This is a genomic window from Pseudochrobactrum asaccharolyticum (genome assembly GCF_003314995.1).
GTDB lineage: Bacteria > Pseudomonadota > Alphaproteobacteria > Rhizobiales > Rhizobiaceae > Pseudochrobactrum > Pseudochrobactrum asaccharolyticum.
Map to the genome: position 1 here is coordinate 211,793 of NZ_QNRH01000002.1, position 16,897 is coordinate 228,689.

Here is a 16,897-nt window from a genome sequence, read left to right on the forward strand (position 1 = left end):
GTCATTCTCTCCCGCAGGATGTTTCCTGCTCATCTTTATTTTGCATCTTCTGAAGGCTGTTGATGGTCTTGCGGATATGTTGCCGCGCCAAATCCTCAGCCCCTGCTCCGTCTTTTCGGATAATCGCCTCAACAATGAGACTATGCTCCTCAATTGCGTTTTTTGCCCGCTCTGCACTGAGTGCAAATGCTGGTGCAAAAACCTGCGAAGTCATGCGCAACAGAGGTACGAAATTCTCCAAAGAAACATTGCCACCTGCTGCCATCACAGCCAGATGAAAATCCACATTGGATTGCGTATAGGCTTTGGAATCCCAAGGCTCGATAATCGAGCGCTGATGCATGATCAGCTTTTCAAGGCCGGCAATCGCTGCAGCATCGGCGCGTTCTGCAGCAAAACGCGCAGCAACGCCGTCAATCACTTCGCGCACAGCATAGGCATCGAGCAGATGCGGCAGATCAACACTTGCCACACGCACACCGCGCCCCGGGAGATGAATAATCAGGCCATCGCGCTCGAGCATCCGTAATGCTTCGCGCAGCGGCGTGCGGCTGATACCGAATTCGGCGGCAATATGCTCCTGCCGCAAAATGGTGCCCGGCGCATATTGACCCGCATAGATGCTCTCACGAAGTGCTTGCGCAACTTCGTCCAGCAGCCTCGTTTGGCTGCTCCATTTATAGCTGGACAAGCCTGTGTTCCCTTATATTTTTTACTATGATTATCCAGGATACAAAATTGATCAAGCCCAAAAAGCTTCTCAGCCGATATTTGTTTTCAGAGGTATTTCCGGCAGCTGCAAGCATTTTCAGGGGCCACTCAAACCACTGAAAATGCTTGATTATTTAAACAAACGCCTCTCGAAAGTCAGGTCAGCGATGCAGAAAAAACGGATCGCGTTTTTCGATAAAGGCGCTCATGCCTTCTTTCTGATCGTGACTGGCGAAGCCCGAATGGAACAGGCGGCGCTCGAATTTCACCCCCTGAGTCAGCGTTGTTTCATAGGCCGCATTCACCGCCTCTTTCGCCATCATCGTCACCGGCAAGGATTTCTCTGCGATGGACGATGCCACACTCAATGCCTCATCGAGCAGTTGATCCACTGGCACAATACGCGAAACCAGACCACAGCGCTCGGCCTCTTCGGCGTCCATCATTCGTCCTGTCAGGCACATATCCATAGCCTTGGATTTGCCGACAAAACGGGTAAGTCGCTGTGAGCCGCCCATACCCGGAATAACACCGAGGCGGATTTCCGGCTGGCCAAAACGCGCAGTATCGGCAGCCAGAATAAAATCGCACATCATCGCCAGTTCACAACCACCACCCAGCGCATAGCCTGCAACGGCTGCGATAATTGGTTTGCGCACGGAGGTGAAGCGCTCCCATTCGCCGAACCAGTCTGCCGCGAACATGGTGCTGAAATCCTGCACCTGCATTTCTTTGATATCTGCACCGGCAGCAAAAGCTTTGGCCGAGCCGGTCAAAACAATACAGCCCACGGCAGGGTCTTTGTCTGCAGCTTCCGCCGCTGCAATCAGCTCTGCCGCAAGCTGCCGGTTTAATGCATTCAGCGCCTGCGGGCGGTTCAGCGTTATCAGCCGGACACGGCCATGCATTGCTGTCAGGATCGTTTCATAAGTCATAACTACCCCTCCTTGCCGCGCAACAGGCGGATAATACCGGAGAAATCCTCCCCGCCGGAGCCAAGTGCATTGAACAAATTATAGAGCTGTGCCGCCTCTGCTCCCAATGGTGTGGTTGCCCCCACCGATGCGGCAGCGGCCTGCGCCAGTTTCAAATCTTTCAGCATTAAGCTTGCGGCGAAGCCCGGCTGATAATCCCTGTTGGCAGGCGATGCAGGCACCGGCCCCGGCACCGGACAATTGGTTGTCAGCGCCCAGCACTGGCCGGACGAAGTGGAGGCAACATCAAACAAAGCCTGCTGGGACAGACCCAGTTTTTCACCCAAAGCAAAAGCCTCGCACACCCCGATCATGGAAATGCCGAGGATCATATTATTGCAGATTTTCGCCGCCTGCCCTGCGCCGGAATCACCGCAATGCACAATGCGTTTTCCCATCGCAGCCAGCACAGGTTCGGCTTTATCAAAAGCAGCTTTTTCACCACCGGCCATAAAGGTGAGCGTTGCTGCCGTTGCACCGACAACACCACCGGAAACCGGTGCATCAATGCTCAATAATTTATGCTCTGCCGCCATTTCATGTGCTTTGCGGGCACTGTCGACATCAATGGTCGAGCAATCAATCAGCAGAGTATCCTGTGCAACCAGTGCTGCCAGCTCGCGCCAGACGCTCAAAACATGCGAACCGGCGGGCAACATAGTGATAATCACACTCGCACCCTGCACAAGTTGCGCAACATTATCCGCTATCTGAACGCCGTTTGCTTTTGCTGCTTGTTTTGATGCCTCAACCAGATCAAAACCGCGCACATTAAATCCCGCTTTGACGAGATTGGCCACCATAGGCCCCCCCATATGACCGAGGCCGATAAAACCAATAGTCTTATTAGTATTCATTTATCCCTCCCGCTCAGCAGCTCACGAGCGATAATCACTCGCATGATCTCATTGGTGCCTTCCAAAATCTGATGAACACGCAGATCACGCACCAGTTTTTCCGCGCCATATTCGCTCAGATAACCGTAGCCGCCATGCAGCTGCAGCGCCTGATTAGCGACGTTAAATCCGGCGTCTGTGACAAAGCGTTTGGCCATAGCGCAAAGTTTCACCGCATCGGCATCATGACGATCGAGCGCACGGGCAGCACGGTGCAGAAATGTGCGCGCCACTTCCAGTTCTGTTGCCATATCGGCAAGACGGAATTGCAGTGCCTGAAACTGGTGCAGCTTGGAGCCGAAAGCCTTGCGCTCATCCATATAAGCCAACGCCTTGTCAAAGGCGGCCTGCGCACCGCCGAGCGAACAGGCGGCAATATTCAGCCGCCCGCCATCCAGTGCCGACATCGCAATTTTAAAGCCTATGCCTTCCTGACCAATCAGGTTTTCCACCGGTACGCGCACATTATCGAACATCACCGTGCGGGTCGGCTGGGCATTCCAGCCCATTTTCTTTTCATTGGCGCCAAAGGACAAACCTTCCGCGTCCTTCGGCACGATAAAGGCCGAGATGCCTTTGGCACCTGCCGCGCCGGTTCGTGCCATCACGATATAAATATCACTCGCACCGGCACCGGAAATAAACTGCTTCTGCCCCGTAATCAGATAATCATCGCCATCGCGCACGGCTTTGGTGCTGAGATTGGCGGCATCAGAACCGCAGGACGGTTCGGTCAGGCAATAGCTGGCGATCAGTTCCATAGGTGTCAGTTGCGGCAACCATTTTTGCCGTTGTGCCTCAGAGCCATAGGCATCAATCACCCATGCACACATATTATGGATCGACAGGAATGACGCGATCACCGGACAGCCTTGCGACAGCGCCTCAAAAATCAATGCCGCATCCATACGGGTCAGGCCGGAGCCACCTACATCGTCACGGATATAAATGCCGCCCATGCCCAATGCTGCTGCCTTACGCAGTACATTGACAGGGAAATGCTTTTGCTCATCCCATTCCAGAGCATGAGGTGCCAGTTCCTGCGCGGCAAAATCCGCAGCCATGGCGAAAATGCTACTCTGCTCCTCACTGAGTTCACCGGACATGGTTCTCTCCCTCATTCTGTGTGGTTCGGTTGCGCCCGACACTCAGTTCTGAAAATTCGGTTTCGCAAAATGCCACACCACGAAACACATCATCTTCAATACCCTCCCGCTCCAGCCGCCGCAGTTGCACGCGGCGGATTTTTCCGGAGATTGTCTTGGGCAATTCCCGCACAAATTCCAGCGAACGAATGCGCTTGAATGGTGCCAGACGCTCATTGGTATATTGCAAAACTGAAAGTGCGACCGCCCACGAAGGCTCCTCACCGGCACGCAACAGAATATAGGCTTTGGGAACAGACAGGCGGATCGGGTCATCTACCGGAATAACCGCCGCTTCGGTCACTGCATCATGTTCCAGCAACACGCTTTCCAGCTCAAACGGGCTAATACGATAATCAGAGGATTTAAACACATCATCGGCACGACCGACAAAATGCAAATAGCCGTCTTCATCCTGATAGGCGACATCACCGGTACGGTAGACACGACCATCGGTACCGTTGAGACTGCCGTCCGTTTCCTGATAGCCCTGCATCAGCCCTGCCGGATGCTTGTCACCCAACAGCAGACAGACTTCGCCTTCTTGTGCCGCATGGCCATCTGCATCAAGGATCACCACCTCATAGCCCGGCAACGGCCTGCCCATAGCGCCGCTTTTCACATTCTGCGCGGGACTATTTGCCACCTGTGCGGTGGTTTCCGTTTGGCCATAACCATCACGAATTGTCAGCCCCCATGCCTCACGCACCTGCTCAATAATTTCAGGATTGAGCGGTTCACCGGCACCCACCACTTCGCGCAGGCTCATTTTACAGGTTTTGAGGTCTTCCTGTATCAGCATACGCCAGACGGTCGGCGGAGCACACATCGTCGTCACCGCACAGCGCTGCATTTCTGCCAGCAACACCTTGGCGCTGAATGCAGGCTGATTGATAATCAGCACTGTTGCTCCGGCATTCCACGGTGCAAAAAGCGAACTCCATGCATGTTTCGCCCAGCCCGGAGAGGATACATTGAGGTGAATATCTGCCGGTTGCAGACCCACCCAATACATGGTGGAGAGCGAACCGACCGGATAGCTGCGATGGCTGTGACGCACCAGCTTCGGCTTGGCCGTCGTGCCGGAGGTGAAATAAAGCAGCATCGGATCATGTGGCTGCGTTTCACTATCCGGCTGAAATTCAGCGGACTGATTGAAGGCTTCGTTATAATCATGCCAGCTGCTTTGCTCTGCGACATGACCATTCGGCACCTGTATGCGCAGCACCTCATTTCCGGCCAGTCCCTCGCATTTCTGCAACTGGTCGCCGGTTGCGAGAATGGCGCGGGCATGGCCGCGCTTCAGCCGGTCGGACAATTCATCCGGTGTCAGCAAAGTGGTCGCGGGAATGACGATAATACCCAGCTTCATCGCGGCCAGCATAACCTCCCATAAGGCAGGGACATTGCCGAGCAGGACAAGCAGATGATCACCGCGCTTCAGACCCAGCACGCGCAGATAATTGGCAACCTGTGAAGAACGCTTGCTCAGTTCAGCAAAGCTCAGCCTCACATCAGTTTGGGAAACAGTATCGACAATCCATAAAGCGGTCTGATCACGGCTCAGCGGGTTCGTGGCAAGCTCGGCATCAAACCAATCCAGCGCCCAGTTAAAGGGCAGCGCCTCCGGCCAGACAAAACCAGCTTTTGCAGCCTGATAATCCTCGCGATACTGCAAAAGAAAATCACGTGCCTGCTTGAAATTCTCCGTACTCAGCTGCCTCATGCCATCCTCCCAAAAAGCATAAATCACTGTATCCGCGGTTTCATAAAACCGCGCTGATTATCAGGTGAAACGCTCCGCCCCTATGGCTGTTGCCTCACCGCCACCGATACAGATACTGGCAATGCCACGTTGCAGATTATGGGTTTGCAGTGCAGCCAGCAATGTCACCAGAATACGCGCGCCTGATGCGCCGATCGGATGGCCAAGCGCACAGGCGCCGCCATGAATATTCACCTTCTCCGCAGGCAGATTGAGTTCCTGCATCGCCGCCATTGTCACCACGGCAAAGGCCTCATTGATCTCGAAAAGATCAACATCATTCGCCGCCCAACCGGTTTTCTCATAGAGTTTGCGTATTGCCCCAATCGGCGCAGTGGCAAATAAACGCGGCTCATGGGCATAAGAGGTTTGCGCTGTGATGCGGGCAAGCGGTGTCAGCCCGCGTTTATCGGCCTGTGAAAGGCGCATCAGCACCAGTGCCGCCGCACCATCAGAAATCGAGCTGGAATTGGCTGCTGTAACGGTGCCGTCCTCACGAAAAGCAGGACGCAGAAACGGAATTTTCTCCGGCCGTGCCTTGGCAGGCTGTTCATCCATATCAATCAGATGGGCGGAGTTGCCGTTTCCGGTCACAACGGGCGCAATCTCCTGTGAAAAATAACCGCGCTCCAATGCCGTCTGCGCACGCTTCAGGGAGCGCAGTGCAAATTCATCCTGTGCGGTGCGGCTGAACTGAAAGGCCTCCGCACAATCCTCGGCAAAACTGCCCATCAAGCGGCCTTTCTCATAGGCATCTTCCAGCCCGTCGAGAAACATATGATCGGTAATTTTGCCATGCCCCATGCGATAACCGCCACGAGCCTTATCAAGCAGATAGGGCGCATTGGTCATGCTCTCCATGCCACCGGCTACGATAATATCCGCGCTGCCACCGGCCAGCATATCATGCGCCAGCATCACAGCTTTCATACCGGAACCGCACATTTTATTGATGGTCGTTGCTCCCGATGCCACGGGTATACCGGCAGCAATAGCGGCCTGACGTGCCGGTGCCTGTCCCTGCCCTGCAGACAGCACGCAGCCAAGCAAAGTCTCATCAATATCCGCTTGTGCAATACCCGCCCGCTCAACAGCCGCCTGAATAGCGGCGGCTCCCAGTTGCGGTGCCTGCAAGGTACTGAAACTGCCCTGAAACGCCCCTAAAGGCGTGCGTGCCATGCCGACAATAACCACCGGATCTGCCATCTGCACTTCCTCCCAAAACTGCAAACTCAGATGAAGAGCTTTGAGCCTAGCCCTAAGGTCTATGGTACAGAATGACAGTTTGGACTTTATTTTATGATTGGTTTTGCCATATCTTGTTTTTCAGGAGCAGGAGGAAATCATGATCGGCAGAGGCTTTGTTGATGATGCACTCGCAGCTTTGCAGCACTATGCGCCTGCAAAACTACCGCTTGTGCTGGCGACCGCCGGTATTGATCCCCGCGCTTTGCAACAGCCTGACTTCAAACTGGATGCAGCACATTACAGTCGTCTCTGGCTGGCCATTGCCGAAGAAATTCAATGTGAGTTTTTCCGTTTCGGCCAGCGCCCGATGCCACCCGGCAGCTTTGCCATGCTCTGCCATGCAGCACTGTCGAGCGACAATCTTGAACATGCCATCCGCCGTTCCCTACGCTTTTTTACCTTGCTGATTGGCGAACCAAGGGGGGAACTGATCCAGCGTGACGGGCTGGCTGTTATTGTGCTGCGCGAGGTCAGCCCTGCACGCCCTGCCTTTGCCTACCGCACCTTTTTTCTCATTCTTTACGGCGTGCTGTGCTGGCTGGTGAAACGGCGCCTGCCAATTCACGATATTGCTTTTCGCGGCGTGCCGCCTGTTGACCGGCCGGACTACCTGGATTTTTTCAGCACCAAAGTCCGTTTCTTCAACCAAGAAACCAGCCTTGCCTTTGATCCGGCCTTGTTGTCGCTAAAAATCCACCGCAGCAAAACAGCCCTGCGGCAGTTTCTGGCACAGGCACCGGCCAATATTCTGCTGCGCTATCGCTATGATCGCGGCAGTGCCTCAGCAATCCACAAATTGCTGCGTGAAACACCGCCTGCCAGTTGGCCGGATTTTGCACAGGCAGCGCAACACCTGCACATATCCGAGCCGACATTACGACGTCATCTGCGGGCAGACGGTATGAGCTATAGCAGTCTCAAGGAAGAACTGCGCCGCCAATATGCATTGAGCTGGTTGCAGGATACAGACAAGCCTGTTGGTCTGATTGCGGCTGAACTTGGCTATACGGAACCAAGTGCCTTTCACCGTGCGTTTAAAAAATGGACCGGCACCAGCCCCGCCGATTATCGTAGAAAATTATAAATCATCGCTGATGAAACAACTTGCAAACGGATTGTCCGATCTGCCCGACACAGTGGTCAATCCGCGCGCTATTACGCTGAAATACCGGCCATAACCCTGCCATTGTTAAAGCAACAAACATCCATGACAAAAGCACGTCGGATAAGAAATGCGCGCCCATCACAATGCGGTTCAGCGAGAAAACCAACACAAGAACTGCCGTCAAAACCAGAAACCGCACACGATAGACGCCCCCTAAAATCAAAGGGACAGACAACATAGCCATAGCACTTGCAGCCTCTCCGGAAGGAAATGAGCAACTGCTCTGACAACTATTAGCAATTTGCCAGGCCGGACTGAACAGCATCGCCCCGCCGAATTCCATGATTTCATTCGGCCGTGCACGACCAACCAGATATTTTAGCGAGTGCACAATGACCAAGGCGCCGACAGCATAGACCGAAATAATATAGAGTAACTTATGCGGTGCGGGCAGCCAGCGCTGTTTGTATAATGCCTGTATAATCACAGTGATCAGCAATACAGGAACAATTATAGCCGGTAATGTGCGATGCAAATCCCGCAATGCCAGTAAGTACCAGTTTTCATGCAACGGAAATTTGCCTGTATCGTCCGTAAACCAGCCGGAAACGATAAGGTCGGTGACAGGGACAATCATAAAAATAAAACTGATTATCGCCGCCAGTCGTGTCAGCGTGATCAGTCGCTCATTACGAAGCCTGCCGGAAGATCTGCGGACAAATGCCGGCACAATATGATTTAAATCCATAAAAACTCACGCACAAAAAAATACAATAAAAACAACACATAAAAATAAATCATAAGACTGCCTTTTTCATGAGAGTGCACCCTCTCCGCCAAGCATCAGTTGTCTGCCAGCCTGTAAAAACACAGTCTTGCAAAGATCCCGCCTCGCAGTCTTCAGGGGCAATCCGGCGCTCCGGAACGGTAATATATAGCCAAAGCGACCAGCCGGTTCACCGCCCCGTTCCGTCCAGTAGCGATCCAAATCGGACATCATCTTTTCACGACGCGCACTGTGCCTGAAATTTATGACATGACTGTCATTAGCCACGGCCAGCACATGAGTAGCACCACCAGCTTCTGCAATACCCTCGGCAACCAGCAGCAAGGCATCTTTCGGACGCACCCCAAAAAGATCACGGGTCGCGTCAATCACAGAGCGCTTTGCATCTTCGCTTTTTGCGCCCTGAAATCCGCCGATTGCTACAGTCACCTTGCCATTCTCATCCGTTGTAAACACAAAACTGAGCATCTGGAGAAATGCCTGATCACGTCGCCGGTACAGGGTGATTGTAAACCCTCCTTCATGACGCGCACCTGCATGATCTGACAGGGTAAGCGAGAGATCATAAAGTTCGCGCTTACCTTCAACCTCAGCGATTTTAAGTCGTTTGCCTGACCAGAGCTGCTGCAAATCCTCCTGCGCCATATATTGTCCGGCAAGAGCAAAATGATTTTGCAACCAATGCACACGCTCGCGCAGTGACGCTTTATGCAAAAAGAAATTGGGAATGGCTTTGCGGATCAGATCATCATGCGGCAGGCCAAGACGATGCTTGCGGGAAAAATCAGCTAAAAAACCATACCATCGCAAAGATGTTTGCGGATAAACCATCAGACGCAGCGTGAAAGCCGCAGCTTTTCGGAAACGTAACCGCAAGCCCATACCAAGCGCACGTTTCAGTACACATTGCCATGTAATCGGCTGAACCGGTGCAATCTGTAAGGGTAAGCCTTCAGAATGCACCTGTGCTCTGACAGATTGTTTTTTCACTTCCGGAATATTTGTATAGCAATTCACAGCATAATTCTCACTTTCGTGAGAGTTTGTGCGGCAGAAATGTCAAGATTTAACCGGAAAATTATGTGACCAAATGCAAGCTATATTGCCAGACAATAAACTATACAATTTTTTTGACCGGATTGTCTTCAATCTATAAAATACTCAACAATCCGAAGATATTTTATTCATCGATCAGAAGGCCGGTACTGCAGTTACACTCAAAAAGCATCAGCTTTCAGCAGTGGTTTTTGCAGGCAATTTTCGCGGAAAAATCATCATGACGGAGGCGCCACCTTCCGGAAGGTTTTCTTGTTCCAGTCTGCCGCCATGCGCGGTTACAATCGCGCGTACAATCGACAACCCCAGTCCTGAACCGCCACTCGCCCGTGAACGGGACGGCTCGCCGCGCCAGAAAACATCAATAGAATGTCCGGTAACATCCTGCGCGAAACCAGGACCGTGATCGACAATCCGCAGAAATGCTTCTTCTTTATTCAGATAGCCGCTTTCACAGCGCAGGTAGCCGCCTTCTGCCGCATAACGACAGGCATTTTCCATCACGGCCAGCATAGCCTGACGCAAACGCTGATTATCTGCCGGTATCATTGCTTTTTTCAGATCAGTTTCCAGCACCATACCGGCATCTTCCAGCAATGGCCGCGATGCCTGCAAAATCTGCTCGGCAGCTTGCGCTATATCGACCTTGCTCCGCTCGGTCACCAGTTTCTGACTGGCAGCCAGTGATAAGGTTCGCAGGTCATTGACCAGACGTGCCAGACCTTCAACTTGCGTCAGCAAGTCCTCAATACGGTCATCATCACGCGGGAAAACCTTATCAGCCATGCCCTGCAATGTGCCCTGCACAATTGTCAGTGGTGTGCGCAATTCATGGGCAACAGCCATTGTATTAAACCGTAGGCGACGCTCCATATTTTCCAGCTCTTCTGCCAGAGCATTAAACCGGTGTATCAGTTGCTGGACTTCGCTGGTACCTTTTCCGATATCCGGCACACGAACCGAAAAATCACCGTCACGCAAATTATTTACAACCCGCGTCAACTGCTCCAGCGGACTGCTGATTTTACGGGCGAGCCAAAATCCGATGATACTGCAGATGACAGCAGCGCCGAGACCGAATTTCACCACCAGCAAATAAAGCTCTGTCTCGCCATCCTCATAGAGCGGTTTCAGCTGATGAACCAGTGCCAGAAAATCCACCTCTTTCGGCAGCTCACCTTTATCAAGCATGTCGTAAGCCAGTCGCGCATTCGGCGTTAGCTGGCTCAGATATTCCTGCTCGTAGAGATTTTGCACCCAAAGCACACCAAAGAAAACAATGGTCATGCTCAACATCAGCAAAGCCGCAGTTATTAAGGCTGAAACCGTACTCAGAGACAGGCGTGAGATTTTCATCTTGGTTCTGCCAGACGATACCCGATACCACGAACGGCCGGGAACAGCCCTGACGGACCGCCAGAAGCTTCGATTTTGCGTCGTAAATTCGCTATATGTGTATCAATGGTGCGCACCAGCGCATCACTTTGCGGCAGACAGGCATCCAAAAGATCATTGCGCGGAAATGCATGAGTCGGTCTGCGGATCATATGCGCCAGAATTCGGAATTCGCTCAGCGTGAGCGGCAAAAGCTGCCTTTCATCCCCCGTATCGGTAAACGCCGCATGCGCGTCAAAATCCACCAGAATATTCTCAAACCGGATTGCAACATTGGCAGCATTATTGCGGGTACGGCGCAGCACGGCATTAACGCGCGCCACCACTTCCTGAGGATTAAACGGCTTGATCACGTAATCATCCGCACCAAGACGCAGACCTGACAAACGGTCGAGATCCTCCGCCAAAGCACTGACCATAATCACCGGAATATTGCTGTCGCGGCGGATACGCGCCAACACTTCAAAACCATCATATTTCGGCATTTTGACATCAAGCAAAATCAAATCAGGGGACAACATAGAATGATGCCGCAAGGCAATTTCACCGTCCGACGCACTCACTGTGCGAAAACCGTCGCGGATCAGATAGGCCTCAAGAATACTGGCAATAGCAGGCTCATCTTCAACAATCAGTATCAGACCTTTATCAAGCATTCTGCACCTCTAATGGCGGGGTTCGCACAAAGTCATATTCTCTGCATCCGACACGATCCATTGTCACCTGTCCGGAGAAACAGTTGCCAGTATAGGCTGATTGTCAAGATTGTGTGTAGGTGATGCCAAGCCTCAAAAGATGAGAGAGCGGTTACGGTTTATACTGAACCATTGAAACCGCTCCATCTCTTTGTTTTTTCGCATGATCCTAGACTGTCTAACTTGACTGTGAAATGCTCTGATGCAACGAAAAAAGCACGGAAATCATGATTTCAGTGCTTTCTTTGTATCTCATAAATCCGATGCGATAGAGAGTAATCAGACAGCCAATGCGTTATGAATAGCTTGTTTTTCATCTGCGGTCAGATCAAGACGATCAAGATTTTCATCCAGCAAAACCGGTACATCACAACCCTGTGGCAGTACTGCGAGTGCAGGTGTATCGTTCGCCTTGGTACCGGCTGCAACGCTCAGATAACACGGCTCTTCTTTTTTTGAAAAGCGGCTTGCACGCTTTTTCTTCTTACCTGCTTCATTGGTGTAGCTGTAAAACACGTTGCGAATACCGTAATTTTTCTGAATACCGGTCACAGTGACGGCAACAGGCTTAAGCGGTAGCGGCTTACGCATTTTCTTATTCAGTCCGCGTACTCTGATCATAGCCACGATCACAGCAATCGCACCACCAATCAGCAGAACCGTGAAAACCCCAAGAGTGAAGATACGATCCCAGAGCTTTTCGACGCCTAAATCCAGTGTCACCAGAGACGGGTCATCACCGGAACGGACGATTTCCACATCATAACCAGAACGGCTCGTGTCAAAAAACATGAAGCTGACACTCTCCTGAACGGATTTACCAGCACTATCCTTGAAAACAATATCGGCTTTACAATCAGTCATAATCAGCTGGCGGGTTTTGCACTCGCCTTTGCGCAAACTGGCATTTTCATCCACGATCGGATTTTGGCTGATTTTATAATCGCGCAGAATGCCCGGCCCCTGATACCAGAGCAGAAAAGCGCCAAGCGCCATACAAACCACCATAGCGAAAGAAAGCACGATACCGCCCGAGAGGCCGGAATTTTTAACCTGAATTGCACGACGCGGAAACGCCTGTTCAAGAGCCTGCATAGATATTTTCCTACTGTCTGATGCGAAATAGTTTGGCCGCTATAACGAAAAACATTTCCTGAAACCATCAAAACAGCTTCACAAAACACAAGTTGGCGTAACCAAATGTGTAAACGAACCTGATCTGCTTGTTGCCGATCCGGTTCAGAAAATGATGATAAAGACCTTATTGCCCTGCGTAAGCCGCCTTAATCTTCAGAACTTTCTGGATATCACCAAGCAACTTTAACGGCTCCTGCTCGGCAGGTGCCAGAGCAAAAGCCGGATCAAAGTTCAGATGAATTTCTGCAGGCGTTTTCGGTTTTGGCAAATCTGTAATGAACCGGCTGATCGCCTGTTTATCATCATTCCCAATCATATCGGCGGATAAACCGGCCACGAAAGCCAGCGCCATAGAGCGGTATTTTTCAACCTCCGGTTCCGGATCATGATCATACCCGATCAGCCCGACAAGGGTCATCATCACGTAATTGACGAAGAACCCCTGATCGTCGAGCTTTGCTGAGATTTCACGGAGTTTGATGTTGTCAACCGGCGGGGTTGGTTCATCCAAAGCATCAAATTTTGGCAATTCAGGCAATTCGGCACTGCCGGATAGCAGAACCTCGCCAATATGTTTGCCGTATAAACGAGCCTCACTCACATTCAGGATTTTGCTGTCTTTATCCCAGCGGTAAGCCACTTTGAGACTAAAGCCATCGTCTTTGAGCTTACTCAGATAACGCATCGCAGGAAGATTGCTCGGCCAGAAACCCACAGACTGAATATGTACCTCGCCCCACTCCGGTAAGGTCTGCGCCTTTTCATCCAGCGCAGCGCTGCTGATTTCCACTTTTTGCGCTGTCCAGTTCTGATACATACCAGCGTTGAATGTAACATTGGTCAGTGTACAGCCATCTGCACGATAGGTAATTTCTGCATCATTCAAAAGCGAGGACGCCTCGGAAAAAATTGCCGCACAAGGACCTTCCGCTTTAACCTCTGCCTGCTTTACCGGCTCTGCTGAACTTTGTTCTGCAAGGGCTGTGCCTGACCATAAAGGCAGCATGACACAAGCGGATAACAGCGGGCGTAAAACGGACATAAGCGGCTCCTAAAAATGCGATATCCCGCCGGTGTAACACCGGCGGGACGCAACAACAATTATTATTAAGTCGATGAAACTTACTGTCCCAGCCCTGTGGCTTCCAGATATTTCATCGATTTTTTAATGTCATTATGATCACGCACCTCCAAAATCAGGCGCGGATTGCTGTCATATTGCTTGAGTGCTGCAAAGACGGCTTTCCAGTTGACTGTACCGTCACCGGTTGCCCAATGGCGGTCTGCATAGCCATCCGCATCCTGCAAATGCACATGCTGCAAACGATTGGCTGCGGCGTGAACAAAATGGTCAACCGGTGCCGCACCGGTATTGCCATGAGCATAATGGGCATGGCCTGTATCGATAGAAACCGCCACGGCAGATGAATTGAAACTGTCAGCCAGTTTCAGGCGCTCAAACGGATTGATGTCTTCAATATTCTCGATCACAAAAGTCACGCCCATATTTTCTGCACGGCGGATAGCCGGTGCCAGAGTGAGATGGGTGTTCTCCGTAATTTCTTCACGGCCTTTAAAGCCGTCATCCAGATGGTTGTAAGACCATGTGGTGAATGGGCTGTGAATCACAACCTGATCGGCACCGAGGAATTCACAAACATCCAGCGCCTGATCGAGACGTTTCTGCACAACGGTACGCACATCCGGATCCGGCGTATCAATAGTAAAGCCCCAGAACGGGCCATGAATGCCCAAACGTCCCTGATGACCATCCAGCTGCTTCTTGATTTCTTCAGCCATCGGTTTCCAGTCGCCGATCAAAACATCAGCATTGATAAAGCTCTGGATTTCCAGATCACGCGGCTTTTCCAGATACCAGTCGCGATGAACCGGCATTTCCTCAACCAGCAGGGCAGCACCAATAATCGGCAGTTCAGACATTGTCTCGTCCTCGATAATAATCAGATAGCCACACTTGTTGAAGAATGGCGCCAAAATGCGATGCACAAAACGGTTTCAGATTATGCATCAGTCAACGGCACCGCAACTCTGCCGGTCGCCGCATGGGCGCGCTCTTGCCTGTCTTATATGTCAGGCATTTTACAGTCAGGCGCGCAGAGCTTCAAAATCAAAAAATTCATAAATAATTCATGCCGTTGCAACACAGAAAATCATCGTCAAGAGAACGTCACGAAAAGATAAAATCAGATTTATACCCCTGTCATACAGAGAGCCTATTCCGCTGCCAGCCCATGCTGATACCGGTTTTCTCCTCCTCTTCCGTCACCGGCCGGCATGACATTTCTGTCAACAACGGGAGACCTTTGATGGTTTCGATTAACCGGCGTAATGCACTCGGCCTGATCGGCTTCGGCGCAGCCTCTTTGACCCTGCCACGCTTTGCTATTGCGCAGAGCAATGACCGTCCTTCCATCACCATTGCGGTGCAGAAAGTATCCAATTCCAATACGCTGGATGTATTGCGCGAGCAGTCCAATGTGGGCGAACGCGTTTTCTTCTCGCAATTGTGGGAAGCGCTCATCGGTCTTGATTATATGAATAATCTCGTTCGTGCACCGGCACTGGCGACCGAGTGGAAGCGCATTGACGATCAGACTGTTGAACTGAAATTGCGTCCGGGCGTCAAATTCCACAACGGTGATGAAATGACCGCTGAAGATGTGGCTTTCACATTCAGTGCAGATCGTATGTTCGGCGATACCAAACCAAATACCGGCGAGACCCTGCGTGTTCTGGAAATGAACCCGACCAATCGCGAGAGTAAAGAACTGCCGCCGGAAGTGCCGGCCACAGCGCGCCGCAACTTCCCGTCGCTGCTCGGCGTTGAGATCGTTGACAAATATACCGTGCGCTTCAAAAACGGTACGCCGGATATCACACTGGAAGGCCGCATTTCCCGTTACGGCAGCCAGATCATGAACCGCCGCGCCTATGAGGAAGCCAGCAGCTATCTCGATTGGGCGCGTAAACCTGTGACCACCGGCCCTTATAAGATTGTTGAATTCAAGCCGGATAATTATCTGCAGCTTGAAGCCCATGATGAGTATTGGGGCGGTCGCCCGCCACTGAAAAGCATCCGCTTTGTTGAGGTGCCAGAAGTCGCTTCCCGTGTGAATGGTCTGCTCTCCGGTGAATATGATTTCGCTTGCGATATTCCGCCGGATCAGATCGAAACCATCGAGAAAAATCCGGAATTCGAAGTTCTCGGCGGCGCGGTGCTCAACCACCGTCTGACCGTGTTTGATAAAAACCATCCGCAGCTTGCCAATCCGCTGATCCGTCGCGCTTTCACCCATGCGATTGACCGTCAGGCTATCGTGGACAGCCTCTGGGCAGGCCGCACAGAAATTCCGGCCGGTCTGCAATGGGCCTATTATGATGACATGTTCATCAAGGACTGGACTGTACCGGAATATAATCCGGATCTCGCCCGCCAACTGCTCAAAGAAGCCGGTTATAAAGGCGATCCGATCCCTTATCGTCTGCTCAACAATTATTACACCAACCAGACCGCTACCGGTCAGATTCTGGTGGAGATGTGGCAGCAGGCCGGTCTCAATGTTGAGATCGAGATGAAGGAAAACTGGCAGCAGGTGCTGGAACAGACCCCGACCCGCGCTGTGCGTGACTGGTCGAACTCTGCGCCGTTCAATGATCCGGTTTCCTCCATTGTCAGCCAGCATGGCCCGAACGGCCAGCAGCAGCAGGTCGGCGAATGGACCAATAAGGAAATGAACGAGCTGTCCGGTTTCCTTGAAACCAGCATGGATCAGGGCAAGCGCCGTGAAGCCTTCAAGCGGATGCTGGAAATCTGCGAGCGTGAAGATCCGGCCTATACGCTGCTGCATCAGAACGCGACCTTCACCGCCAAACGTAAATCCGTGAAATGGAAAGCCGCACCGGCCTTCGCCATGGAATTCCGTAGCAACAACTGGGGCTAAGCCCTGTGAGCCATGCGGGTG

The 16,897-nt window shown here is 51.9% G+C and carries 15 protein-coding genes; 2 read left to right on the plus strand and 13 right to left on the minus strand.

The window, feature by feature from the left end; genetic code table 11:
- Position 1: 1 nt before the first annotated feature.
- The 6 genes from DFR47_RS05560 to DFR47_RS05585 all read right to left on the minus strand — a co-directional run bounded on the left by DFR47_RS05560 (position 2) and on the right by DFR47_RS05585 (position 6,703).
- Positions 2-691, minus strand: a complete 690-nt coding sequence (locus tag DFR47_RS05560) for a GntR family transcriptional regulator (protein WP_113943418.1) — start codon at positions 689-691, stop codon at positions 2-4.
- 181 nt (positions 692-872) lie between these two features.
- The gene (locus tag DFR47_RS05565; protein ID WP_113943419.1) at positions 873-1,646 is read right to left on the minus strand and encodes an enoyl-CoA hydratase; all 774 of its coding nucleotides are present in this window, start codon (positions 1,644-1,646) and stop codon (positions 873-875) included.
- A 2-nt stretch (positions 1,647-1,648) separates the two neighbouring features.
- The gene (gene mmsB, locus DFR47_RS05570; RefSeq protein WP_113943420.1) at positions 1,649-2,542 is read right to left on the minus strand and encodes a 3-hydroxyisobutyrate dehydrogenase; all 894 of its coding nucleotides are present in this window, start codon (positions 2,540-2,542) and stop codon (positions 1,649-1,651) included.
- Positions 2,539-3,687 (minus strand): isobutyryl-CoA dehydrogenase, encoded by a 1,149-nt coding sequence (locus DFR47_RS05575; RefSeq protein ID WP_113943421.1) that lies wholly within the window; start codon positions 3,685-3,687, stop codon positions 2,539-2,541. Before DFR47_RS05575 ends, mmsB begins: the two co-directional genes overlap by 4 nt.
- Positions 3,677-5,452, minus strand: coding sequence for an AMP-binding protein (locus tag DFR47_RS05580; RefSeq protein WP_113943422.1), 1,776 nt, complete (start codon positions 5,450-5,452; stop codon positions 3,677-3,679). Before DFR47_RS05580 ends, DFR47_RS05575 begins: the two co-directional genes overlap by 11 nt.
- Before the next feature lie 60 nt (positions 5,453-5,512).
- Positions 5,513-6,703, minus strand: coding sequence for an acetyl-CoA C-acyltransferase (locus DFR47_RS05585; RefSeq protein ID WP_113943423.1), 1,191 nt, complete (start codon positions 6,701-6,703; stop codon positions 5,513-5,515).
- A gap of 133 nt (positions 6,704-6,836) precedes the next feature.
- Between DFR47_RS05585 and DFR47_RS05590 the strand changes: the two genes are divergently transcribed.
- The gene (locus DFR47_RS05590; protein ID WP_113943424.1) at positions 6,837-7,823 is read left to right on the plus strand and encodes an AraC family transcriptional regulator; all 987 of its coding nucleotides are present in this window, start codon (positions 6,837-6,839) and stop codon (positions 7,821-7,823) included.
- Between the two features lies 1 nt (position 7,824).
- Here DFR47_RS05590 and DFR47_RS05595 read toward each other — a convergent pair whose 3' ends face one another.
- The 7 genes from DFR47_RS05595 to DFR47_RS05625 form a co-directional block, all read right to left on the minus strand.
- The gene (locus DFR47_RS05595) at positions 7,825-8,592 is read right to left on the minus strand and encodes a phosphatase PAP2 family protein (RefSeq protein ID WP_113943425.1); all 768 of its coding nucleotides are present in this window, start codon (positions 8,590-8,592) and stop codon (positions 7,825-7,827) included.
- 66 nt (positions 8,593-8,658) lie between these two features.
- Positions 8,659-9,648 (minus strand): DUF535 family protein, encoded by a 990-nt coding sequence (locus DFR47_RS05600; protein ID WP_113943426.1) that lies wholly within the window; start codon positions 9,646-9,648, stop codon positions 8,659-8,661.
- 210 nt (positions 9,649-9,858) lie between these two features.
- Positions 9,859-11,043: an ATP-binding protein gene (locus DFR47_RS05605; RefSeq protein WP_113943427.1), complete on the minus strand. Its 1,185-nt coding sequence runs from the start codon at positions 11,041-11,043 to the stop codon at positions 9,859-9,861.
- Complete coding sequence (locus DFR47_RS05610) at positions 11,040-11,738, minus strand: response regulator transcription factor (protein WP_113943428.1); 699 nt, start codon at positions 11,736-11,738, stop codon at positions 11,040-11,042. Before DFR47_RS05610 ends, DFR47_RS05605 begins: the two co-directional genes overlap by 4 nt.
- Positions 11,739-12,056: 318 nt before the next feature.
- Complete coding sequence (locus tag DFR47_RS05615; protein WP_113943429.1) at positions 12,057-12,872, minus strand: hypothetical protein; 816 nt, start codon at positions 12,870-12,872, stop codon at positions 12,057-12,059.
- 166 nt (positions 12,873-13,038) lie between these two features.
- Positions 13,039-13,956: a hypothetical protein gene (locus DFR47_RS05620; RefSeq protein WP_113943430.1), complete on the minus strand. Its 918-nt coding sequence runs from the start codon at positions 13,954-13,956 to the stop codon at positions 13,039-13,041.
- An 80-nt stretch (positions 13,957-14,036) separates the two neighbouring features.
- Positions 14,037-14,855: a sugar phosphate isomerase/epimerase family protein gene (locus DFR47_RS05625; protein WP_113943932.1), complete on the minus strand. Its 819-nt coding sequence runs from the start codon at positions 14,853-14,855 to the stop codon at positions 14,037-14,039.
- Positions 14,856-15,241: 386 nt separating this feature from the next.
- On the opposite strand from DFR47_RS05625, the gene DFR47_RS05635 reads away from it, so the two are divergent.
- A complete protein-coding gene (locus tag DFR47_RS05635; protein WP_113943933.1) occupies positions 15,242-16,876 on the plus strand; it encodes an ABC transporter substrate-binding protein in 1,635 nt (544 codons plus the stop codon).
- Positions 16,877-16,897 lie beyond the last annotated feature (21 nt).

Bases quoted from the DNA above. Each gene is read 5' to 3' on its own strand.
- DFR47_RS05565 (WP_113943419.1), bottom strand. From the start codon at position 1,646: ATGACTTATGAAACGATCCTGACAGCAATGCATGGCCGTGTCCGGCTG.
- mmsB (WP_113943420.1), bottom strand. From the start codon at position 2,542: ATGAATACTAATAAGACTATTGGTTTTATCGGCCTCGGTCATATGGGG.
- DFR47_RS05575 (WP_113943421.1), bottom strand. From the start codon at position 3,687: ATGTCCGGTGAACTCAGTGAGGAGCAGAGTAGCATTTTCGCCATGGCT.
- DFR47_RS05580 (WP_113943422.1), bottom strand. From the start codon at position 5,452: ATGAGGCAGCTGAGTACGGAGAATTTCAAGCAGGCACGTGATTTTCTT.
- DFR47_RS05590 (WP_113943424.1), top strand. From the start codon at position 6,837: ATGATCGGCAGAGGCTTTGTTGATGATGCACTCGCAGCTTTGCAGCAC.
- DFR47_RS05595 (WP_113943425.1), bottom strand. From the start codon at position 8,592: ATGGATTTAAATCATATTGTGCCGGCATTTGTCCGCAGATCTTCCGGC.
- DFR47_RS05605 (WP_113943427.1), bottom strand. From the start codon at position 11,043: ATGAAAATCTCACGCCTGTCTCTGAGTACGGTTTCAGCCTTAATAACT.
- DFR47_RS05610 (WP_113943428.1), bottom strand. From the start codon at position 11,738: ATGCTTGATAAAGGTCTGATACTGATTGTTGAAGATGAGCCTGCTATT.
- DFR47_RS05615 (WP_113943429.1), bottom strand. From the start codon at position 12,872: ATGCAGGCTCTTGAACAGGCGTTTCCGCGTCGTGCAATTCAGGTTAAA.
- DFR47_RS05620 (WP_113943430.1), bottom strand. From the start codon at position 13,956: ATGTCCGTTTTACGCCCGCTGTTATCCGCTTGTGTCATGCTGCCTTTA.
- DFR47_RS05625 (WP_113943932.1), bottom strand. From the start codon at position 14,855: ATGTCTGAACTGCCGATTATTGGTGCTGCCCTGCTGGTTGAGGAAATG.
- DFR47_RS05635 (WP_113943933.1), top strand. From the start codon at position 15,242: ATGGTTTCGATTAACCGGCGTAATGCACTCGGCCTGATCGGCTTCGGC.